This is a genomic window from Leptospira hartskeerlii (genome assembly GCF_002811475.1).
In the GTDB taxonomy this organism is placed as follows: domain Bacteria; phylum Spirochaetota; class Leptospiria; order Leptospirales; family Leptospiraceae; genus Leptospira_B; species Leptospira_B hartskeerlii.
Map to the genome: position 1 here is coordinate 298,886 of NZ_NPDL01000003.1, position 21,498 is coordinate 320,383.

17 protein-coding genes are annotated in these 21,498 nt (G+C 40.9%); 10 read left to right on the top strand and 7 right to left on the bottom strand.

Features of this window, described 5'->3' with window-relative positions:
- The first annotated feature begins 9 nt into the window (after positions 1 to 9).
- Positions 10 to 1,545 (top strand): LIC12015 family putative lipoprotein, encoded by a 1,536-nt coding sequence (locus CH352_RS06880; RefSeq protein ID WP_100706078.1) that lies wholly within the window; start codon positions 10 to 12, stop codon positions 1,543 to 1,545.
- 307 nt (positions 1,546 to 1,852) lie between these two features.
- Positions 1,853 to 2,260 (top strand): helix-turn-helix domain-containing protein, encoded by a 408-nt coding sequence (locus CH352_RS06885; protein ID WP_100706079.1) that lies wholly within the window; start codon positions 1,853 to 1,855, stop codon positions 2,258 to 2,260.
- Positions 2,261 to 2,374: 114 nt separating this feature from the next.
- Here CH352_RS06885 and clpB read toward each other — a convergent pair whose 3' ends face one another.
- Positions 2,375 to 4,942: an ATP-dependent chaperone ClpB gene (gene clpB / locus CH352_RS06890; protein ID WP_100706080.1), complete on the bottom strand. Its 2,568-nt coding sequence runs from the start codon at positions 4,940 to 4,942 to the stop codon at positions 2,375 to 2,377.
- 183 nt (positions 4,943 to 5,125) lie between these two features.
- Here clpB and CH352_RS06895 point away from each other — a divergent pair, with 183 nt between their 5' ends.
- The 3 genes from CH352_RS06895 to CH352_RS06905 are packed head-to-tail and all read left to right on the top strand — an operon-like array spanning position 5,126 to position 9,798.
- Complete coding sequence (locus CH352_RS06895; RefSeq protein WP_100706081.1) at positions 5,126 to 6,934, top strand: sodium-dependent transporter; 1,809 nt, start codon at positions 5,126 to 5,128, stop codon at positions 6,932 to 6,934.
- A 6-nt stretch (positions 6,935 to 6,940) separates the two neighbouring features.
- A complete protein-coding gene (locus tag CH352_RS06900) occupies positions 6,941 to 8,938 on the top strand; it encodes an ATP-dependent DNA helicase (protein ID WP_100706082.1) in 1,998 nt (665 codons plus the stop codon).
- Positions 8,935 to 9,798, top strand: a complete 864-nt coding sequence (locus CH352_RS06905; RefSeq protein ID WP_100706083.1) for a hypothetical protein — start codon at positions 8,935 to 8,937, stop codon at positions 9,796 to 9,798. The genes CH352_RS06900 and CH352_RS06905 overlap by 4 nt, the downstream gene beginning before the upstream one ends.
- Here the strand turns inward: CH352_RS06905 and CH352_RS06910 are convergent.
- Positions 9,767 to 10,561 (bottom strand): hypothetical protein, encoded by a 795-nt coding sequence (locus tag CH352_RS06910; RefSeq protein WP_100706084.1) that lies wholly within the window; start codon positions 10,559 to 10,561, stop codon positions 9,767 to 9,769. The two genes, CH352_RS06905 and CH352_RS06910, sit on opposite strands and share 32 nt — an antisense overlap.
- Positions 10,562 to 10,704: 143 nt before the next feature.
- The gene (gene asnS / locus CH352_RS06915; RefSeq protein ID WP_100706085.1) at positions 10,705 to 12,012 is read right to left on the bottom strand and encodes an asparagine--tRNA ligase; all 1,308 of its coding nucleotides are present in this window, start codon (positions 12,010 to 12,012) and stop codon (positions 10,705 to 10,707) included.
- Positions 12,013 to 12,092: 80 nt separating this feature from the next.
- Here asnS and folD point away from each other — a divergent pair, with 80 nt between their 5' ends.
- From folD to CH352_RS06940, 5 genes are all read left to right on the top strand, one after another.
- Positions 12,093 to 12,947: a bifunctional methylenetetrahydrofolate dehydrogenase/methenyltetrahydrofolate cyclohydrolase FolD gene (gene folD, locus CH352_RS06920; RefSeq protein WP_100706086.1), complete on the top strand. Its 855-nt coding sequence runs from the start codon at positions 12,093 to 12,095 to the stop codon at positions 12,945 to 12,947.
- A gap of 16 nt (positions 12,948 to 12,963) precedes the next feature.
- Positions 12,964 to 13,929 (top strand): acetylxylan esterase, encoded by a 966-nt coding sequence (locus CH352_RS06925; RefSeq protein ID WP_100706087.1) that lies wholly within the window; start codon positions 12,964 to 12,966, stop codon positions 13,927 to 13,929.
- Positions 13,926 to 15,335: a cysteine--tRNA ligase gene (gene cysS, locus CH352_RS06930; RefSeq protein WP_100706088.1), complete on the top strand. Its 1,410-nt coding sequence runs from the start codon at positions 13,926 to 13,928 to the stop codon at positions 15,333 to 15,335. Before CH352_RS06925 ends, cysS begins: the two co-directional genes overlap by 4 nt.
- Positions 15,332 to 16,075: a 23S rRNA (guanosine(2251)-2'-O)-methyltransferase RlmB gene (gene rlmB / locus CH352_RS06935; protein WP_100706089.1), complete on the top strand. Its 744-nt coding sequence runs from the start codon at positions 15,332 to 15,334 to the stop codon at positions 16,073 to 16,075. Before cysS ends, rlmB begins: the two co-directional genes overlap by 4 nt.
- Positions 16,076 to 16,175: 100 nt before the next feature.
- The gene (locus CH352_RS06940; RefSeq protein ID WP_100706090.1) at positions 16,176 to 17,357 is read left to right on the top strand and encodes an alpha/beta hydrolase; all 1,182 of its coding nucleotides are present in this window, start codon (positions 16,176 to 16,178) and stop codon (positions 17,355 to 17,357) included.
- Positions 17,358 to 17,548: 191 nt separating this feature from the next.
- Here CH352_RS06940 and hisF read toward each other — a convergent pair whose 3' ends face one another.
- The 4 genes from hisF to CH352_RS06960 are packed head-to-tail and all read right to left on the bottom strand — an operon-like array spanning position 17,549 to position 21,498.
- The gene (gene hisF, locus CH352_RS06945) at positions 17,549 to 18,316 is read right to left on the bottom strand and encodes an imidazole glycerol phosphate synthase subunit HisF (protein WP_100733508.1); all 768 of its coding nucleotides are present in this window, start codon (positions 18,314 to 18,316) and stop codon (positions 17,549 to 17,551) included.
- The gene (gatA, locus tag CH352_RS06950) at positions 18,313 to 19,773 is read right to left on the bottom strand and encodes an Asp-tRNA(Asn)/Glu-tRNA(Gln) amidotransferase subunit GatA (protein ID WP_100706092.1); all 1,461 of its coding nucleotides are present in this window, start codon (positions 19,771 to 19,773) and stop codon (positions 18,313 to 18,315) included. Before gatA ends, hisF begins: the two co-directional genes overlap by 4 nt.
- Complete coding sequence (gene gatC / locus CH352_RS06955; protein ID WP_100706093.1) at positions 19,770 to 20,060, bottom strand: Asp-tRNA(Asn)/Glu-tRNA(Gln) amidotransferase subunit GatC; 291 nt, start codon at positions 20,058 to 20,060, stop codon at positions 19,770 to 19,772. Before gatC ends, gatA begins: the two co-directional genes overlap by 4 nt.
- A 22-nt stretch (positions 20,061 to 20,082) precedes the next feature.
- Entirely contained in the window at positions 20,083 to 21,498 is a 1,416-nt protein-coding gene (locus tag CH352_RS06960) for an undecaprenyl-phosphate glucose phosphotransferase (protein WP_100706094.1), read from the bottom strand.

Below are 21,498 nucleotides of genomic sequence, written 5' to 3' on the forward strand. Positions count from 1 at the left end.
TAAAACAACATGAACAAAAAAATAATCGTACTCTCCTTCCTGGCGGCATTGCTCTTTCAGTGTAATTCGGACTCAGATGTATTAGCCTCTTTCAAAGGTGGCACAGTTACCAGAAAAGAACTCAGAAACTTCTACCAACTAAATACAGGCGGACGCAAACCGGAGCCGAATCATCCAACTAAAGAAGAACAAACTCAACTTCTGGAAACCTTAGGTCTTTTCAAATTGATCTCATTGTACAATACGGAAAAGAAACTTGTATCCGAAGATGAATTAGCAGTTTTTCTAAAATACTCCAAACCGCAAATGGCGGCTTCTTTCTTACAAAGGAATTTAGCGGAGAAGTTGGAGCAAGTTGGTAAATTAAAATTCGCTTTCGTTCGAGTGATCGCAGTTTTCTCTTTCGATCCTAAAGACGAAGAAGTGACCAGACAGAGAGCACAAAGTATTTTCGAAGGAATTCAGAAACTTTCGTCTAAAAAAGAAATCATCCAATACGTTGTAGATCATACAGATCAACCTGCTTACAAAGCAGTAGGCGGATTATTAGAGCCGCAATGTTTGAATTGTGGAAATGATCCTAACTTAGCTTATTATAAAGAAGCAGCTGAGAATGAAGGAAAATGGATCTTAAAAGAGATCGATGACCAACTTCCTCCAGGTGCAGATCCAAAAGCTCCTAGAAAGAAAAAATTCCTGATCTTAAGAGTTGAAAGAGTAGAAACAATCTACGCTTCCAGAGTTGGAAAATTTTTCTCAAAAGAATTCGGAAAGCTGAAAGTTCTCGCAAAAAAATATACTGAAACACCGGGAATTCCCGACCAGATCAAAGCAGAAGTAAAACGTAATTATCTTGATCTGAAAGTAGACGATATCGCTCCTCGTTACGAAGACTTTATGAAAAAAAGATTCTTGTTCAGCGCAGTTAGCGAACAAGAAGAACAATTAATCAAGAATGCCGGTTTTGAAAAAGCGAATATCACTCAAGATAATCTGAATACTTTCAACCATGACTCCGTTCTATTAACAAATACTAAAACGGGTGAAACTGTTAAGTTCAAAGATGTTCTGAACGAACTGGAGCAATTGGCAAAACAAAGCGGCCTAGATTCTTCTAAATTAGATGATAAGGCGAATGTGCTTCAATTTTTCAGACAACAATATATTTGGTATAAGATATCGGAACATTCTACTGAATTAAAAGACGCTTTAGAATCCAAAGATTTCCAAGATATGTTCAATGTAATGAAATTATACATTGTGCAACCTTTGGTATTCAAAAGAGAACTTCCGAACGATGTAACTGTTTCAGAAGCGGAAATGAGAGAGCAGTATGAAGCTGCCAAAATGTTCTCTTATTCTAAATCAAATCCTAACAATCCTCAAGATAGGATCCCTATGCCTTATGGAGAAGTTAGAGAGAAAATCAAAGAAGATTTGATCCGTGCTAAAAAGCAAAACTTCGTTAGAGAGCTTACCCAAAAGCTTAAAACGGATTACCAATTCATTTTGGATTCCAGTAGATTGAAAGAAGGTAAGATCTGATCGCATACTCTAAGTTATAGATAGACTTAGATATACCTTATATCAGTAGTCCGAAAAGGTTATAGGCCTTTATACTTCGGACTACTGACCGTGTTCTACAAACCACTAGAAGTCTAACGCCCTTTTTTTTATAGATTAAGATTTCAAATGCTTGATTCTTATTCTTATCTCTCTTAGTATTAGCCCACTTTGGAAAAAATTTCTATACTTAAGTGCCTGTTGAGCATGATGGAAATTTATTCTTGAGGCAAAGCAAGGTCGTTTTAAAACGGTTAAAAAGGGGAAAAGAATGAACAACCACATCTATATGCTCCGCAAAAAACGGGGAATCAAGCAATATGATATGGCAAGGGCTCTGGGTGTATCCCCTAGCTACCTTTCCAAAATTGAAACCGGAAGCCAAGCTCCTACTGAAAAATTCAGACTAGCTTGCGCTAAATATTTGAAAACGACATTAGATAAACTGTTCAACGAAAGTCCGGTAGAAGAGGTTTACCCTGAATTCAGCCAAGGACTTACCAATAAACTCTGGGCAAAACGCAGAGAATTGGGGATCAAACAATATGATATGGCTAAAAAATTAAAGGTCTCAACTCCTTTCCTTTCCAAAGTAGAGTTAGGACTATTAGAGCCGCCTGAAGATTTCAAGAGCATGGCCTCTAAAGTTTTAAAAATGAAAAAAGAGGAATTATTTCTACATAAAGTAGAATTCTAAATCGAACACGGGAGGTCAAACTCCCGTAAGCAATACTGCACATTCTTTTCCCTTACTATGTGCTGTGCTTAGTGAAACCCCAGGTGTTCCCACCCGGGGTTTTTTATTTGGATGCTACTTCACAGACACAGTTCCGCCGGTATAATCCAAGACGATACTCTGCCCTTCTTTGAATTCACCCTTCAGTATGAAGTTACTGAGAGCGTTCCCTATTTCTCTCTGAACCAGTCTCTTCAAAGGTCTTGCTCCATATTCAGGATCGAAACCTGCCTGAACTATATGTTTTTTCAATGCAGGAGTAAAGCTAACCGTTAATCCGTTTTCGGCAGCCTTCTTCGCCATGATCTGTAATTGAAGTTCCGCGATCTTAGCGATCATCGCTTCGTCCACAGACTTGAACAGGATAACTTCATCCAAACGATTTAAGAACTCAGGTTTGAAATGTTTTTTCAACCTTTGCTCCACCATTCTTTCCTTTTCCTCTTCCGAATACTCGCTAGAACCTAAAACATCCGAGCCTAGATTGGAAGTAAGAATGATGACCGTATTCTTAAAGTCCACATTCCTTCCCTTGGAATCGGTCAACCTACCCTCGTCCAGGATCTGTAGGAAGATGTTGAACACTTCTGGATGTGCCTTCTCTACCTCGTCGAATAAGAGCACAGAGTAAGGTCTACGTCTTACTGCTTCGGTCAACTGACCGCCCTCATCATGTCCGATATAACCTGGAGGAGCTCCGATCAATCTGGATACGGAATGTGCTTCCATATATTCGCTCATATCGATACGAAGCATTGCGTTCACATCATCGAATAAGAACTCGGACAATGCTTTTGCAGTTTCTGTTTTACCCACTCCTGTAGGTCCCAAGAATAAGAATGTACCGATAGGACGGTGCGGATCTGCAATTCCTGCTCTGGATCTACGGATCGCTTCGGACAATAATTCCAACGCATGGTCCTGCCCAATCACCTTAATCTTCAAAGAATCTTCCATTTTGAGAAGTTTTGCCTTCTCTCCTTGGAGCATTTTAGATACTGGAATTCCGGTCCAACGAGATACTATGTTTGCAATATCTTCCTCATCCACTTCTTCTTTTAGAAGTCTTCCTGAGCCTGAGATTTTTTTAAGTTCCGCGTTTGCCTTTTCCATTTCTTTGGAAAGTTCTATTAGTTTTCCATAACGTATTTCCGCTACTCTATTGATCTCCCCTCTTCTTTCCGCTTCCGCTTCGAGAACTTTGTATTTGTCGGTTTCTTCCTTGATTTCCTTAATTTTGGAAATTTTGGATTTTTCGAGATCCCAGCGAGCTTTTAAATTTCGGAAGAGTTCTTCCTGTTCGGAAAGCTCTTTTGCAATATTCTCCACTCTTTGTTTGGAAGCAGGGTCTGTTTCTCTTTTTAATGCCTCTTTTTCGATCTTCAAGGATTGGATCTTTTTACTTAGCTTGTCCAATTCTTCCGGCATAGAATCCATTTCTATCCTCATTTTGGAACTTGCCTCGTCTATTAGATCCACCGCCTTGTCCGGCAGAAAACGATCCGCTATATAACGATTTGATAAACTAGCTGCAGCTACGATTGCGGAATCCAATATCTTAATTCCATGATGTAGTTCGTATCTGTCTTTTAAACCGCGGAGAATGGTTACAGTTTCTTCCACGCTCGGTTCTTTTACATAAACAGGTTGGAATCTTCTTTCTAATGCAGCATCCTTTTCGATATACTTTTGGTATTCCTTTAAGGTCGTAGCACCAATACAACGAAGTTCCCCTCTTGCAAGCATCGGTTTCAGCATATTAGAAGCGTCCATTGCTCCTTCTTGCGCACCAGCACCCACGAGAGTATGGATCTCATCTATGAATAGTATGATATTTCCATCGCTATGTTTTACTTCATCCAGGGTGGCCTTCAGTCTTTCTTCGAATTCTCCTCTGTATTTTGCACCTGCAATCATTGCTCCCAGATCCAAAGCATAGATCGTCTTGGATTTAATTCCTTCCGGAACTTCTCCTTGTATGATCTTACCTGCGAGTCCTTCTACAATTGCCGTTTTACCCACACCTGGTTCACCGATAAGGACTGGATTATTTTTGGTCCTGCGGGAAAGTACTTGGATGGTCCTTCTGATCTCCTCATCCCTTCCAATGACCGGGTCCAGCTTACCAAGCTTTGCCAGCTCATTTAGATTTTTTGCATATTTTTTTAAAGCGTCTGCCTTGTTTTCCGGAGTATCATCCATGATCGGTTGTCCTTTTCTGAGTTCTAATACTGCTTTTAATAATTTAGAATAATCTAGTCCTAACTGAATGAATTCTTGGCGAAGTGAAGATATACCATTCTTCAAAAATGCCAAGAGAACATGGTCCGTAGAAAGATATTCATCCTTCAATTCTGCCCGTATCTTGTCGGAAGATTGTAGAAGTGAGATTGCTGCCCTAGAGAATCCCTTTTCGGAATGACCTTCTACCCTGGGAAGTCTTGTGATCGATTCTTCCGTTTTACGTAGGAACGCAGGCAAATTTAAACCAAGCTTGGAAAACAGAGGAGGCGCAAACCCATCTCCTTGGTTTAGGATCTGAGCGATGATATGTTCCTCTTGTATCTCAGGGTTCTTATCATAAGAGCTCTGGGCGCCCGAAAGTGCCTCGTTCAATTTTAATGTGATCTTATCTAGTTTCATTTTTCTACCGGATCTATTATGGATTCGACTTATACCTTAGACTTGGCTGAAAGCATTTTTTCTCTATTTTCTGCCAGAAAGTCATAGACATTTCTCAACCGGTTATGTCTCTTTTTTTTCCGATTCTAAATCCGAATTCGTTTTGACAAGAGGGACTGTTTTACTGGGATTATAGTGCATCCCATGACAAAAGAACCGCCCAAGGAAAGTTGGAAATCCCGTACTGGACTCATATTAACCGTTGCCTCAGGCGCGATCGGACTAGGAAACTTCCTCCGATTTCCTGGACAGGCAGTGCAAAACGGAGGAGGAGCATTCCTTCTTCCCTATATCATCAGCTTTATCCTGGTCGGTATCCCGGTTTGTATCACAGAATGGGTGATGGGAAGAATGGGCGGAGAACATGGCCATAGTTTTCCGAATCTGTTCCGTGCCTATCTCTCCGGCATTCCTCTTAGACTGCTCGGAACGATCGGAGTTACGATCCCTCTATTGATCTATGTATATTATGTTTTTGTGGAAGCATGGTGCTTAGCCTACGCTTTCGATTTTATTACGGGCAGTATTAGTCTAAAACCGGCAAACGGAGAGTTGAATTCTCTCATCCAAAATTCTTCCGATCATTTTCATACTTTAGTGGGCGCGAAGGAAACAGGAAGCGCAGTCGAAGGTAAAATTTTTTACGCTACCCTAGCCTGTTTTCTAATGAACTTTATCTTAGTGTATAGAGGGATCGCCAAAGGAATAGAAATATTCGCTAAGATCGCGGTTCCTTCCATGCTGATCTGTTCCGTGATCGTTCTTGTTCGAGTATTAACTTTAGATAATATAGAACTCGGACTTGCAAAAATGTGGAACCCGAATTGGTCCGCTTTGGGAGAAGCTAAAGTTTGGATCTCGGCCGCAGGTCAGATATTTTTCACTTTATCCGCCGGCTTCGGGATCGCTTTAGTATTCTCTAGTTATCTCAAAAAAGAAAACGATGTGATCTTATCTTCCGTTTCCGCTGCTTCTTTAAACGAGTTTGTTGAAGTAGCATTCGGCGGAATGATCACTATTCCTGTTGCATTTTTGTTCTTAGGAGTTTCCGCAACTTCTTTTGGAACATTCGGGATGGGATTTATCGCACTTCCTTCCGTGTTTGCACTAATGCCTGGGGGATCATTTTTTGGGGCCATCTGGTATTTTGTATTATTCTTAGCAGCACTCACCTCTTCCGTAACTATGCTACAACCTGTGATCGTATTTTTGGAAGAAGCGTTTCATGTTAGAAGGAGTACATCCAGTTTTATACTTTTTCTTTTCACATTCGGACTTTCTTTTCCGATCTTGTATTTTAACAAAAACTTTAACGCGCTGGACCAAGCGGATTTCTGGGTCGGAACAGTTCTTATCTATATTTTGGCTACCTTACAGATCGTAATTTTCGGCTGGGTGATCGGAGCGAAAAAAGGTTTGGAAGAAGGTCATAAAGGTGCACACGCCCACCTTCCAAAGTTTTTCTGGTGGGTGATCCAATACATCACACCTGCGTTTTTGCTGATCGTATTCGGAATGTTCCTCTACCAAAACTTGGGATCGTATATCAATAAAATGGACGTGGATTGGATGATCGCAAACGCTTCCGTAGGAACGAGTGCGGAAGAAGCTAAATTCCAGGCATTAATTTCCCGTTACGTATTTCTGGCAATCATCGCAGTATTCGCATTGGTGTATCTACTGGTACATCTCAGTTTAAAAGGTAAGGAAGAGTCCAGGAACAAATCCACAAACAAAGTGCTACCAATCTTTTTGGGAAGTTTTATACTGATCCTGGCATTCTTTATGAACTTCTTCCCTTACAAAGAAACTTCTTCGATCAAGGCAACATTCACTTCAGTTTCGCAAGAATTAACTTTGGACGGAGCATTGATCATGTGGGTTTCTCTAGGTTTAGTAACCCTTCTATCCTTATATTGTGTGATCAAACTTTTCCGAACCAGGGAAGCGTGATTTATTTTGAGTAGAGTAGAAGAACAATTCAAAAAGCTTTCCAAACTTTGGCCTGATTTCGAATCCAGATCAGGTCAGATCCAAATGGCAAACAGTGTAGAACAAGCGTTTGCTAGCTCGGAACATTTAATCGTGGAAGCAGGAACAGGCGTCGGTAAATCATTGGCCTATTTAATCCCTGCTGCTATCAGCGCATTAGAAGGAGAAGAGATCGTAGTCATCTCCACGGAAACAAAAGCTCTGCAAGACCAGCTCATCCGAAAAGATATCCCTCTTGTTTCTCAAATTTTGGGACAAGAAGTAAGAGCTGAGATCGCAATGGGTGCCTCCAACTACGTTTGCAAAAGAAAATTAGGAAATGTTCTTACACAAGGAACCTTCGGTCCGGAGATGATGGAACATCTAAATTCTTTTAAGGATTGGGTCTCTAATTCCGAGTCAGGAAGAAGGCAAGAATACGATGGATACGCATCCCCTGATTTTTGGTCCAAGGTGACAAGAGAAGCGGATTCATGTTTAGGAAGAAGTTGCCCGAACTTCTCCCATTCTTTTTATTTTTTAGAAAGAGCTAAATGGCAGAAGTCAAATCTTCTGATCGTAAACCATTCTTTACTCGCGGCTCATATAGCGTCGGATTTTAATATTCTTCCCGACTTCAAAAAGATCGTAGTGGATGAGGCTCATAACTTTCCGGAAGTTTTAGGAAACGCATTCAGAATAGAATTATCTTCTTTAGAGATCCAAAAACTTTTACAAGGTGTTTGGAATTCTCAGAAAAAATCAGGCTTGGGAGCAAGGCTTAATTCCCCTAAGATCAACGATCTTGCAAATCTTGCAGGAGAAAAACTTTTCCTTTGTTTCAATAAGGTGGTGGGAGAACTTCCGCTCAACTTCTACGGTTCGCAAAGAATTCGTAGACCATTGAAAATGGACGGAGGAGAATTAGAAGCAGCATTAGATTCTCTGCAAGAGGCTCTACTTATAGAATTAAAAAAATATTCTAAAGATAGTGATGAGCTGGAAGAAAAAGAGATCGCGATGGAAATCGAAATGTCTTCGGGACGTATCGGTCAGATCGCTGAAGGTTTACATCTTTTCAGAACGATGGATGAGGGAGAAAGAGTATATTGGGCGGATCCTCCAAATACCAAAACAAAGGAGATGTTCCCTAAACTTCTGACCCAACCATTAAAGTCCGAAACAATCGTCCGAGAAGTTTTAGAACCTAGAACTGAAAGTATTGTTTTCACCTCTGCTACACTTTCTACCAATAAGGGCGATCTAAGTTACTTTGCGGACCGGATCGGAAGATTACCTTCTCGTACCAAACTTGTGGCGTCTCCTTTTCCTTATGAGAAGAATGCATTACTCTTTTTGCCAAAAGATATCAAGGACGCAACCGAATCTGCGGAAAGAAATGCAGCAGATCTTTCTCGTTATATCTTAAAACTGATCGAGCTAACCAAGGGTGGAGTGTTCGTTCTATTTACTTCTAATAAATCTTTGAATGAAATTATAGAAACGATCCGGCCTCTAACAGATCTGCCTATCATCTCTCAATTGGAAATGGGACCGGAAGCCGCTAAGAATAAATTCTTAGCAACCCAGGATGCGGTCCTTTTTGGAGTATCTTCCTTCTGGCAGGGAGTCGATATCCGAGGAGATAAACTCAGATCCGTGATCCTAACTAAACTTCCGTTCCAACCGCCAAACGATCCAGTCTTGGAAGCGAGAAGTGAGAAGTTGAAAGAAAAAGGCGGAAACCCTTTTAAGGATCTGCAACTTCCTTACGCTACGACAGTTCTAAAACAAGGTTTTGGAAGATTGATCCGTTCGGAGAAAGATACAGGAATTGTAAGTTTATTGGATTCTCGTATATGGACCAAGTCCTATGGTACGGATCTGATCAATTCCCTTCCTCCTGCAAAGAGAGTCACTGAATGGAACCAATTAAAATTAGAATATTCTAAACTTCCCAATTATTCTTCCGGAGAAGCTGTATGAAACGTAAAGCTTTAGTGTTCTTTCTGATCTCTGGACTTTCTCTTTTTGCTTGGGAATCCAAGGATAAAACAGAAACGATCGTAAATTGGAGAACTGGGGAAATTAGTAAAACCGTAGAAGTAAAACTTCCTAAAATCACATTTCATCCCGATGATCCGGATTATAATAAGATCGGAACTGCAAAAAACATTACCGAAGCCAGAAACATAGCAAAAGAAACGGCTAAAGAAGAGATTAAGAAATATTTATATAGAAGTATGGAGAATCTAAAGTTGGATTCCAATCTTCTTCTTCGCGAAAAAATAGCACAAGACGAATCCTTTCGGGAAATTTTCCAAGAGATCTATGAGAAGGAACCGATCGAGATCCACAATCAATTCAAAGGAAATCATCTAATTGCTACTGGAATTCTTTCGTTAAAAGGTAAGAAGGGAATTCTTTCCCATATTACTCTGCCCTATTCTTCCGAAAGTTTTCCGGAAGCCCATCCGGTCCATAACCCAGCAGATTCTTATACTGGACTTATTGTGGATGCAAGGCATTTAGAAGTAGTGCCCGCTCTATTTTCTGAGATCAGGGACGAAGATGGGATCGGGATCTATTCTCCGCTATTCGTTAAAAAAAGTTCCATCGTGAATTACGGATATATACGTTATTTTTCAAGAGTGCAAGACGCAATGAAGGAAGAAGTCGCAGGTTATAAACCGTTGCTTACTACTGCGTTAGGTGTTTCCGGAAAATTGGGTGCGGATCTTGTGATCTCCAACGAAGATGCGGAGAAGGTATTGGCCTCCCCTAAATCCAGGGAGGCTCTTTTGAAAGGAAAGGTTATCGTGATCCTAGGGAAACGAGAGAAGTGAATACTTCTTCCGCCTTTTTGTAAGATTCTGAGAATAGATATGCATATCCCAGATCCAAAAGTTCCGTTCTAGAAAGTTCTTTTTTCCTAGCTTCGAATTTAGGAATATTTTTAATCCTATCAGAATACTCGGTCACCTTATCTTCGTAAGATGGGATCTCTCCTGCACCGGGAAGTTTCTCCAATATATTACAAGCATCTTCAAATCTTCCGATATGAACAAAACATAATCCTAAAGCGGCAAGAACGTCTCTGTCTTCCTTTAGACTTTCAGAATTTTCTTTGAATATTTTAAGGGCTTCCTCGAATTTTCTCAGGTGATATAGGGAGAAGAACTCTAGTTTGGAAAAATATCCGTCAGACCAAAGCGCTTTATATCTTTGGATCAGATCCGCACATGCTTTGTGGGCCCCCACTTCTTCACATGCTTTGATCCCTGTGGTTAAAATAGAATAAGATACCAGACTGGAAGATGCCTTGAAGTATTCGTGAAATAATACTGCGGCCTCTTTTGAATTTCCTTTGGCTCTATGCAGATACGCACCGAGCAGAGGTGTCAGGACCGTTTTTCCTTCTAAAGGAAAATTATTGGCAGTATTCGTTTCCGTTTCGAATTCGCAAACAGCTCTTAAATGATTTAAGAACACGCTTTTCGGATTCTTCTCCGCTAGTTTGGATACTTCCTCGTACGCTCCCGTTTCAAAGAGTTCCCAAGCGGACTCTTCTAAGGAAAGCTGTGTGGAAAGGGCGGAACTTTTAGCCATACGATACCTCTATTTCTGGTATCGGCTAACCGCACTTTTTTTCTAGTATTTTTTTCGCACAGAGACCACGGAGTTCACAGAGCTTAAAAACTACGAATAACCAACCCTCTATGTTCTTTGTGAACTCTGTGCGAAATTGGTCCTTAAGGGTACAATCGTTCCATCATTCGTGGGAAAGGAATACATTCCCGAACATGTTGAAGCCCGCAAATCCAGGCGATGAGTCTTTCTGTTCCGAGGCCGAAACCTGAATGAGGAACTGAACCGTACTTTCTAAGTTCCAAGTACCATTCGTAGGATTCCACAGGCAGGTTTTCTTCCTGGAGTCTTTTAGTTATAGTTTCGTAACTTTCTTCCCTTTCGGAACCGCCTATAATCTCCCCTACTCCGTCTGGTGCGATCAAATCGGCGTTAAGCACCGTTCTTGGGTCTTCAGGATTGACCTTCATATAGAACGCTTTTGCTTCTCTCGGATATTTTTGGATAAAAACGGGACCGCCGAATTTTTGGCAAAGCATCTGCTCTCTTTCCGAATTGATATCGTCTCCCCAGACTATATCTTCTTTCTGGGATTGAAGGTATTCCAATGCTTCTTTGTAATCTATGAGAGCGAACGGTTTAGAGATATAATCCAACAACGGCGCCGGATCTCTTTCCAAAACTTTTAGTTCAGGCAAACAGGAAGAAACAGTTTCTTTGATGACCGTTTTTACGAAATCTTCCTGCAATTTTAGATTTTCTGCATGTGTTAAAAATGCGGTTTCTGCTTCGACCATCCAGAATTCTGTTAAATGTCTTCTGGTTTTACTTTTCTCCGCCCTGAAAGTCGGACCGTAACAATATACTTTATTATGAGCGAATATCGCAGTTTCCAAATACAATTGTCCTGTTTGAGCAAGATAAGCATTTCCAAGATCGAAATATTCTGTAGAGAATAATGTTCCTGCAGATTCTCCAATAGAACCCGTTAAGATAGGTGTATCGATCAAAGTGAATTGGTTGCTGTGGAAATATTTTCGGATTTGGTAAGAAAGTTCACTTCTTACTTTTATGATCGCAAGCTGTTTACTTGATCTCAACCAAAGATGTCTTTGGGAAAGTAAGAAGTCTATCCCATGCTCTTTGGGTGTGATCGGATAATTGTCAGATTCTCCTACTTTCTTAAAAGAAGAAAGTACCAGTTCGAATCCGATGGGAGACTTTTCGTTCTCCACTAATTTTCCGATTACTTCGACTGAAGTTTCCTGTTTTAGATGTTTGATCTCCGAGAAAAGATCCTCTCCCAAAATTTCTTTTTCTGCGAGTACCTGCAGGATTTTTCCGGAATTTCTCAGACTTAAAAATTGTCTGGCGTTAGACCCTCTCAACCCGTGGACCCAACCTTGCATACGTACGGTTTGGTTTACATGTTCCGGCAAACGATTTAGATCAATGGTAGAAACTTCGGACATGATCCTATTTTAAGCATTCTACCCGACTGAAAAGGATTATTTTCGAATGACATCGGGACCGGAAGCTAAATCCTGAACCCATGACTGCAATTTTACTGGATGGCAAAAAACTTTCCCAAAAGATAAAAGATTCTATCGCCGAAGAGATCAAGGCTCTTACGGCTTCCGGAAAAAAGCCCCCGAAACTTGCGACTATCCTGGTCGGCAGCGATCCTGCTTCTGCCACTTACGTAAATATGAAAGTGAAGTCCTGCCACGCGGTAGGAATGATCTCCGAAAAAATCGAACTTCCTGAAACCACAACCACCCAGGAATTACTCGCGGTCATTGATAAGTTGAACGCGGATCCTGAGACTCACGGAATTCTTCTCCAACATCCGACGCCTCCTCAGATAGACGAACGAGCTGCATTCGATCGGATCGATTTGAAGAAGGATGTGGACGGAGTTACTACATTGTCCTTCGGAAAATTGTCCATGGGAGTGGAAACTTATCTTCCTTGTACTCCATTTGGTATGGTCCTTCTTCTAAAAGAATACGGGATTGATCCTGCGGGAAAAAGAGCCGTGGTTGTAGGACGTTCTCCTATTTTGGGAAAACCAATGGCGATGCTTCTTACGGAAATGAATGCCACAGTTACACTCTGTCATTCCAGAACCCAAAACCTGCCTGAAATCGTCTCACAAGCTGATATCGTCGTGGGCGCAGTAGGAAAACCTGAATTTATCAAAGCGGATTGGATCAAACCGGGTGCGGTATTATTGGATGCAGGTTATAACGCTGGAAACCTAGGAGATATTGAAATTTCCAAGGCATGGGAAAAATCCTCCCATTATACTCCGGTTCCTGGAGGTGTAGGACCTATGACAATTTCTGTCCTTCTTCTGCAGACATTGTATTCCGCAAAAGATCACTTTACACCCCCGTTGAAATGAAAACGATGTATCTCTGATGGCTATCAGTTTCGACGAGTGCTTCCAGACTTATCCTCCCTTCTCACCTCCCGCGGATTTGGACGATTTTTGGGCGGAGTCGATCCGAGAACTCAAAGGTTTTCCGGTTAAAAACCAAACCAAGGCCCTACTCAAAGGGACCATTCTAAAAGAAACCATTTACGATATTTCCTTCCAATCTTATGGGAACGCTACGCTTACAGGTAGTTTGGTAATCCCAAGAAAAAGAGGAGATCTTCCTGTCCTCGTATATTTCCACGATTATGCAAAAGATAGACCTCAAATCATTAAAGGTTTAACGGAAGCTGGAGTTGCACAACTTATTCTGGACCTAAGAGGTCATGGTACTCAGCTTATCCGCCCGGTTTTGAAAGAAGGAGAAATTCCAGACCCGGATTGGACTCCAGGATATTACAGAAAAGGATTGGAAGCTAAAGAATCCTTTTTCTTAAAAGCAAACTACTTAGATGTAATCCGTACGATTGAATTTTTAAGACTCACTGACGGGATCGACGGAGACAAGATCATTCTAGCAGGAAAAGGGATTGGCGCTTCCATGGCTTTATTCGGTGCCGCGAATTCTCCGAGAGTCAAAGCTCTTATATTAGAAACTCCTAATTTTTGCCATGTGGACGATACCCAACTGAAGTTGGGAACAAGTTGGTCCAAGGAAATTGCAGAACAGATCTCTAACGCAAAATCCAAGAAGGCCCAAGTAAAAAAGAATCTTTCTTATTTTGATAGTTTGAATTTTTCCAAAAAGATCAAGATCCCTACTCTGGTTTCTGTCGGAATGGAAGATAAGGTTTCCCATCCTAAGTCTGTATTTGCATTATTCAATCATTTAGTCTGCGATAAAAGAATGCAGGTATATCCTACGGAAGGGAACGAAGCAGGAATCGCGGGGGACAAACAGAATTTGGCCAATCTCGAATTCGTGAAAGAGATCCTGTTCCCTGAATGAAAGAAATCCGTTTTCATAATTCTCTGAGCGGAAACAAAGAAGTATTCCGCCCCGAATTTCCTGACAGAGTTAGGGTATATTCCTGCGGACCTACAGTTTATAATTTTGCACATTTAGGGAATTTACGCGCATTTTTATTCGTGGATTTACTGAGGCGAGTTCTCGTAGCATTCGGATATAAACCGGATATGACGATGAATATCACCGATATCGACGATAAGATCATTCGTGAATCGATGGCACAAGGTAAGAATATTAGGGAATTTACAGAACCCTGGGTGAAAGCTTTCCAAGAAGATTTAGAATCTCTGAATATTCAAAAATTAGAACATTACCCTAGAGCGACCGATTCTATTCCCTCCATGATAGAGATCATAAAACATTTGCAAAGTCATGGTCTCGTGTACGAAAAAGACGGTAGTTTGTATTATTCAATTTCCAAATTCAAAAATTACGGGAAACTTTCCGGAATAGACGTAAGCGGTATGAAAACCGGAACCCGTTACGACACCGACGAATATGATAAAGATGATGTAAGAGACTTCGTACTTTGGAAATTCCCGAAACAAGAAGGGGAACCTTCTTGGGATACCGAGATTGGTCCCGGAAGACCTGGTTGGCATTTAGAATGTTCAGCAATGGTGCGTGACGTGTATGGCTCCGGAGTGGATATTCATACAGGAGGAGTGGACCTTACCTTCCCTCACCATGAAAATGAGATCGCACAGAGCGAAGGAGCTTTTCCGGAAGAATCCTTCGTAAAATATTGGCTCCATTCAGAACATCTACTCGTAAATGGAGAGAAGATGGCCAAGTCAAAGGGAAACTTTTTCACCCTCAGAGATTTGGTAAAAGACGGTATAGAACCAAGAAATATTCGGTTCCTTCTACTTTCAGCACATTATAGAAGCAAATTAAACTTCACAAAAGAAAGATTAGAAGAAGCAGCCGGGTCCGTTTCCAAGATCCAGAATTGTATCAATCGATTATTAGAAGAATTATCAAAATCAGGAAAAACATTCCAATCTAAAACAAACGTAGAACTTACAGCATGGGATGAATTTTTAGAAAGTCTCGCAGACGATCTGAATATTTCCAAATTTTTAGCGTCCGTTTTTGAATTAGTAAAAGATTCTAACCAATACCTGGATCAAAATTCTCCGAACGAAGATGAAATCGTCAAAAGACTGGAATTATTTTATAAAATAGATTCCATCTTAGGAGTTTTGAGTTTCGAAAGAAAGGTAGAAGTTTTAGACTCTGAGATAGACGAACTCGTGAGACAAAGACAAGAAGCACGCAAAAACAAAAATTTTGCGGAAGCAGACAGGCTAAGAGATAAATTGAACGAGATAGGGATCATACTCGAGGACACAAAAGAAGGTCTTCGCTGGAAGAGAAAATGAGCCGTCAGGATTATATCTACGGAAGAAGGAATATTCGAGAAATCCTAGAACGACATCTCGAAAAAGGTTCAGAACTTTCCTTCCAAGAAATTTGGCTGACTTCCGGAGCCAAAAAAGAGTTACAAGAAATTCTCTCCCAATTAGAAGACAAACTTCTAATCAAAGAAGCTTCTCCGAGCAAGTTAGACAAAATGGCTCCTGGTGTAAATCACCAGGGTGTGCTTGCGCTTAGAATACAACTCCATTCAGGAGATAAAAAATCGTTTGATTCCCATCTGGAAAATTGCAAAGGTCCCATTCTAGTTTTGGATCGTATCCAAGATCCAGGTAATTTAGGAAATATTTTAAGAACTGCCGAATGTTTCGGAGTAGAAACTGTCCTCATTCCAGATAGAGATTCCTCCGGTATCACACCCACTGTGGAAAAAGTGGCCTCGGGTGCACTCGCCTATCTAAACGTTTATAAAGTCGGGAACCTCGCGCAAATATTAGAAAAATTGCAAAAACGAAATTTCTGGGTGGTTTCCACTTCCGATAAAGGAACAGAAGATTGGTCCAAAATTCCTGCCTGGGAAGAACTCGTGATCCTAATGGGAAATGAAGGAGAAGGTCTAAAAAGGATCTTAATGGAAAAATCCGATTTTACAGTTCGCATCCCTCTTCATGGTCATATATCCTCTTTAAATGTGACAGTCGCCACAGGGATTGTACTGGATCGCTTAAAAAACCGACCGAAGTAAATCTTATTCAAACATTTATTTCCATTCTGTTACGATAGAAAGGAAATCCCCCATCAAATTCTAGCTTGCGGTTTTTTACGATCGGTCCCAAACTTTTAATATGAAAAGATTTTTATCTTTCCGAACTCTGTTTTTATTTTTCACAATTCTATCTTTCGGGAACTGCGAGTATCTCCAGGACAGACTCACTCCTCCTGACAGCAAATCATTAGGGGAACAAATCAAAGATTATATCATCTCCGCGTATTTTGCAGAGCAGAATCATGCTTTATATAAATTTTCCACAGTATTTCCTGATATGGCGGTAGGCAGCCTTTCTCCTTTATATTTCCAAGATCCGTATTTTCAGAGAGATAATTCCAAAGCGAAAATCGTGCTTATTCACGGTTGGGATTTTGCGGAAAGACAAACAGACCCACCTACAGATTTTAACAAGAAAGTGGCAAATCTACTCGGGACCTGGAACCAGGGCCTCGCATTTATTACGCAAACATCCGACCTTCCAAGCGGTTATAGTGCGAGCGTATATAATACTTTCGAGATCTATGTTTTTACATATAGAACCTCCGACTATATTGAAGTAAATGGAAGAAGATTCATCGATTCTTTAAATGCAGCATTCAACTCCTCCGACAACGTTGTCGTTGTGGCTCACTCTATGGGAGGACTTGTTTCCAGAGCAGCAATCCAGCATGCAAATAATACTGAAAATGTAATAGATCATATTGTAAGTTTAGGAACTCCTTATTATGGATCTCCCTACTCTTCTCCGCAGTACACCGGGAACTTAAGCTCTATCGGAACTATTATCAAGTTTATGACGGACACTCCTGGTGGACAAGGTCTTGCTTATACGAACGGACTTAGTTCAGGTGTAACTGCAATTGCTCCTCCTATCACAGACGGAACCGACCAAGCATTTAACTTTTTCTTAGAAAGTATGATCGCAAATACTACCTATGATTCAATGACTACAGTTTATGGTGGAGACATGGGTTCTGGAGATTGCAGTGGAGCCGATCATGCTGCCACCTATCAGGCTGCATGCACAGTGATTACGAGTGGGACCCCGCCGTTTGGCAATTCTGATGGAATTGTACCTTTGCTTTCTGCACGACTGAATAACAGACCGCTAATCACAAATGCATATTCTGTCTCTGCTATGGACCATTCTCAAATGTCATTTAGAAATGAGGGTGGAACAGGCGCTGGACTCACAAAAGTAAAAACACATTTTAATAATGTATTCGCCGAAGTTTTTACGATTGTGGGCGGGCTATAAGGAAACAGCCGAAAGAGTGTTGTTGGAATTCCAACACGTCCCAAGATTACGACGGCCCCCGCCCTAATCTTGGGTGGTGGGGAGTGGCCCGTGGGAGATTTGCTTCCACGACTCTATATCAGAAAATTTTCAAATTGGCAAGTTCAATCTGAGGGTCCGCGAAAAGGAATGTGGATTCCAAATTCCGGCCCTCAAAGCCTTACTTTGATCCCCATTTCGCGCATATTTTCTTTGGTTTCTCGAATCGTAAATTCACCAAAATGAAAAATGGAAGCCGCAAGAACTGCGTCGGCTTTTCCTCTCAAAATTGCTTCTACCATATGTTCCGGATTTCCGGCGCCACCACTCGCAATAATAGGACTTTCTAAATTAGAAGAAAATAATTTTAAAAGCTGGATATCGAATCCTTTTTTGGTCCCGTCACGATCCATAGAGGTGAGTAAAATTTCTCCGGCGCCTCTTTCCTGCGCTTCCTTTCCCCAATCCAATGCGTCTCTTCCTGTTTCTGTTCTTCCACCGTGAAGGAACACTTCAAATCTTTGTCTATCAGGATGAAATTTTACGTCCACTGCGCACACAATACATTGTGAGCCGTAAATTTCTGCGGCTGCACGAAGAAGATCGGGATTTTGAAAAGCAGCAGTATTGATAGAGACCTTATCTGCTCCCTTCTCCAAAACTGCTTTTACATCATCTAAGGTTCGAATTCCTCCACCCACAGTGAAAGGGATAAATATCCTTTCCGCAACTGCTTCTACTAAATGGATTAGAATATCTCTTTTATCGCTGGATGCAGTGATATCCAAGAAGCATAACTCGTCCGCGAGATTTTTTTCATAAACAACTGCAGACTCAACGGGATCACCGGCGTCCACAAGATTTACGAAATTCACTCCTTTGACTACCCTGCCATCTTTGATATCCAGGCAGGGAATAATTCTCGCGGTGAGCTCACTCATTTGATCGTTTCGGGCAATTCTACCTTAGAAGCCCAGTCAGAGATCATTTTAGCAAAACCGAATATTTTATCTTCGTGTAAAGCAGGAGCAGTAATCTGCAAACCGATCGGAAGTCCTTTGGAGTCTGTTCCGATCGGAACAGACATCGCAGGAACGCCGGCTAAATTTACGGAAGTAGTAAGAATATCCGCTTTATACATTTGGATCGGATCGGAAGTTTTTTCTCCAACTTTGAATGCAGTCGTAGGAGAAGTTGGCTGCAATATCAAATCGACTTTAGAAAAATAACCTTCATATTCTTTTTTGATCAGAACTCGTGCCTTTTGAGCTCTTCCATAATATGCGTCGTAATATCCGGCGGATAAAGAGAATGTTCCGAGTAGGATCCTTCTTTGGACTTCTTTGCCGAAACCTTCACTTCTACTCGTTACATATAGATCATCCAGTTTGCCACTTGGATCTTTTCTTTGTCCAAAACGTATCCCATCAAATCTGGAAAGATTGGAAGAACATTCTGCAGTAGCGATAATGTAATAGATCGGAATAGAATTAGAAAGAAGAGAAAAATCCAAGTCTATCAGTTGAGCGCCTTTCGATTCCAACTCCGCCAAAAGAGATTCATATGCCTTTGCAACATCCGGCTCAATCTCGGAAGTAATCTTCATCTTACCGATCTTCAGTCCTTTCCAAGGAAGTTCTTTTACTTTAGAAGGATCGAATGCAGGAATATTTTTAGAAGTAGCATCTCTCTGGTCCTTTCCGGAAATCACTGAATACACATCTATGATACCGTCAATGTCCTTAGACAAAGGACCGATCTGATCTAGGCTTGAAGCATAAGCCACGAGTCCATATCTGGAAACAGTTCCGTAAGTAGGTTTTAAACCATAGATCCCGCAAAGAGACGCAGGCTGTCTAACGGAGCCCCCCGTATCTGAACCCAATGCAACAGGCACAAAAGAAGCGGCGACCGCAGCAGCGGATCCACCGGAAGATCCACCTGGGATCCTTGCAGTATCGAATGGATTTTTAGTAACCTGGTAAGCGGAGTTCTCTGTAGAAGAGCCCATCGCGAACTCGTCCATATTCGCTCTTGGAATAAGAACAAAACCTTTTGCTAAAAGTTTTTCGATAGCAGTCGCATGAAATGGAGAGCGATAGTTTTCCAAAATTTTAGAAGCACAAGAAGTGATCGTGTTTTCTATACAGATATTATCTTTCACTCCGATCGGAATACCGTCGAACTCTGAAAGAGGTTTTCCTGATTTTCTTCTTTCGGTACTTTCTGCGGCTGCCTTCAAGATACTTTCTTTTTCCCAAGAAAGGAATGCCTTAATTTTAGAATCTTCCGCTTCTATACGAGAGATCAAAGATTGGGCCAGATCGGTAGGAGTAAACTCCCCTGAATTTAAGCCTTTTTTAATATCAGAATATTTTAATTTCCAAAGTTCTTTCATGTTTCGATCACCTTTGGAACTACGAAGTATCCATTTTGGAAACTAGGTGCGAAGGATTCTATCTGAGAACGGCTTAAACCTTCTTTTGCCTTATCCGGACGAACTGAATTTCCTTCGTTCGGATATAAATCCTCGTCGGAAACGGAACTCACATTTAATTCAGTGATCGTATCCACATAATTCAGGACCTTATTGAAATCCGTAAGGAAGTTTTGGATATCCTTAGGATCTATTTTGAGCCTAGATAACTCTGCGATTTTTTGAAGGGATTCTTCGTTTAGGTTCACGGCCTTCGTTCTCCTTTTTCCCTTAATATGCGTTCTTATCCATCACACCTTTTAAAGGTGTAAGTAGGATGATTTTAATATCCAACCAAAGAGACCAGTTTTCTATATAGTAGATATCCGCATCAATTCTATCATCGATAGAAGTGTCTCCTCTAAGACCCTTGACTTGAGCAAGACCGGTAATCCCTGCCTTGACTGCATGTCTTCTCATATAATGTCTATGATCCGTTTTGAATTTTTCGACAAAATGAGGTCTTTCGGGTCTCGGACCCACTACGGACATATCTCCTAAAAGCACATTAAAAAACTGAGGTATTTCGTCAAGGGAGGTCTTACGCAAGATCTTACCGATCCCGGTAACCCTTGGATCGTTTTGGACCGTCCAAGTCGTCTCAGACTGGGACTTAGTTTGAACAACCATACTTCTAAACTTGAGCATCTTGAAACTTTTATTGTCCAGCCCCACTCTTTCCTGATGATAGAACACAGGCCCTCTGGAAGTTAATTTGATCAGAAGTGCGATAATCAAAAATACGGGTGAAAAAAGTGTAATGAAGAAAAGAGAAAATAAGATATCAAAACTTCTTTTGATCACTCGGTTATAGCCAAGACGCACAGGAATGTTTCGGATAGAAATAACCGGAAGACCATCCATCTCGTCTACTCTTCCTTTCGCCTTGATGAACTCTTGAAAACCAGGAATTACTTTTAAGTCGATACCTTCCGTATCACATGCATCCAAAACCGTCTCCAAACAATCCCCTTCAGCATTATTCAAAGCATAAACTACAAGATCAGGTTTGATCTCGGACAAAACCTTCTCTATCTTGTCTGTCTTTCCGACCAATTTCATTTCCTTACGGATTGCTTTTGAATTTCCCGAGCTTACATAACCAATGATCTCATATCCGTAGATCTGATGTCTTTGAACTGAGTCTGCAAAACGAGCAGCGGTTTCTCTTGTTCCGATCACAAGTACCCTACGTAGATTATATCCTTTGCTTCTGAGATATCTTAAGAACTGGCGGGCGAGGAGATGAAGAAGCCCTATTGAAAAAATATTTGTCCCTGCAAAAACTAAAATGAAAGAACGAGAAAATCTTTCACTTCCGAAATCACCTCGGAAGAAGAATAACATGGATAATACGAATAGTAGATTTAAGAACACTCCGCCAAAGATCGCAAGGAACTCATCTAAAAAGGACAATCCTCTTCTGGGATGGTATAGATCTATAAATAAGAAAACGATTACTTGAGAAATGGAAAGAACGGAACCTAATATAAAATAACTTTCCAGATCTATATAAGATCTATCTATTCCAGTCGGATCTCCTACATAAAAACGAAGAAGGAATGCAAAAACACAACTTCCCAAAGAGAAGATCAGGTCCAAGAAGACGAATAATAATTTAAAAGTTTGGCTTCTTTCTTTCAGCAT

Bases quoted from the DNA above. Each gene is read 5' to 3' on its own strand.
- CH352_RS06880 (WP_100706078.1), top strand. From the start codon at position 10: ATGAACAAAAAAATAATCGTACTCTCCTTCCTGGCGGCATTGCTCTTT.
- CH352_RS06885 (WP_100706079.1), top strand. From the start codon at position 1,853: ATGCTCCGCAAAAAACGGGGAATCAAGCAATATGATATGGCAAGGGCT.
- clpB (WP_100706080.1), bottom strand. From the start codon at position 4,942: ATGAAACTAGATAAGATCACATTAAAATTGAACGAGGCACTTTCGGGC.
- CH352_RS06895 (WP_100706081.1), top strand. From the start codon at position 5,126: ATGACAAAAGAACCGCCCAAGGAAAGTTGGAAATCCCGTACTGGACTC.
- CH352_RS06905 (WP_100706083.1), top strand. From the start codon at position 8,935: ATGAAACGTAAAGCTTTAGTGTTCTTTCTGATCTCTGGACTTTCTCTT.
- CH352_RS06910 (WP_100706084.1), bottom strand. From the start codon at position 10,561: ATGGCTAAAAGTTCCGCCCTTTCCACACAGCTTTCCTTAGAAGAGTCC.
- asnS (WP_100706085.1), bottom strand. From the start codon at position 12,012: ATGTCCGAAGTTTCTACCATTGATCTAAATCGTTTGCCGGAACATGTA.
- folD (WP_100706086.1), top strand. From the start codon at position 12,093: ATGACTGCAATTTTACTGGATGGCAAAAAACTTTCCCAAAAGATAAAA.
- CH352_RS06925 (WP_100706087.1), top strand. From the start codon at position 12,964: ATGGCTATCAGTTTCGACGAGTGCTTCCAGACTTATCCTCCCTTCTCA.
- cysS (WP_100706088.1), top strand. From the start codon at position 13,926: ATGAAAGAAATCCGTTTTCATAATTCTCTGAGCGGAAACAAAGAAGTA.
- rlmB (WP_100706089.1), top strand. From the start codon at position 15,332: ATGAGCCGTCAGGATTATATCTACGGAAGAAGGAATATTCGAGAAATC.
- CH352_RS06940 (WP_100706090.1), top strand. From the start codon at position 16,176: ATGAAAAGATTTTTATCTTTCCGAACTCTGTTTTTATTTTTCACAATT.
- hisF (WP_100733508.1), bottom strand. From the start codon at position 18,316: ATGAGTGAGCTCACCGCGAGAATTATTCCCTGCCTGGATATCAAAGAT.
- gatA (WP_100706092.1), bottom strand. From the start codon at position 19,773: ATGAAAGAACTTTGGAAATTAAAATATTCTGATATTAAAAAAGGCTTA.
- CH352_RS06960 (WP_100706094.1), bottom strand. From the start codon at position 21,498: ATGCTGAAAGAAAGAAGCCAAACTTTTAAATTATTATTCGTCTTCTTG.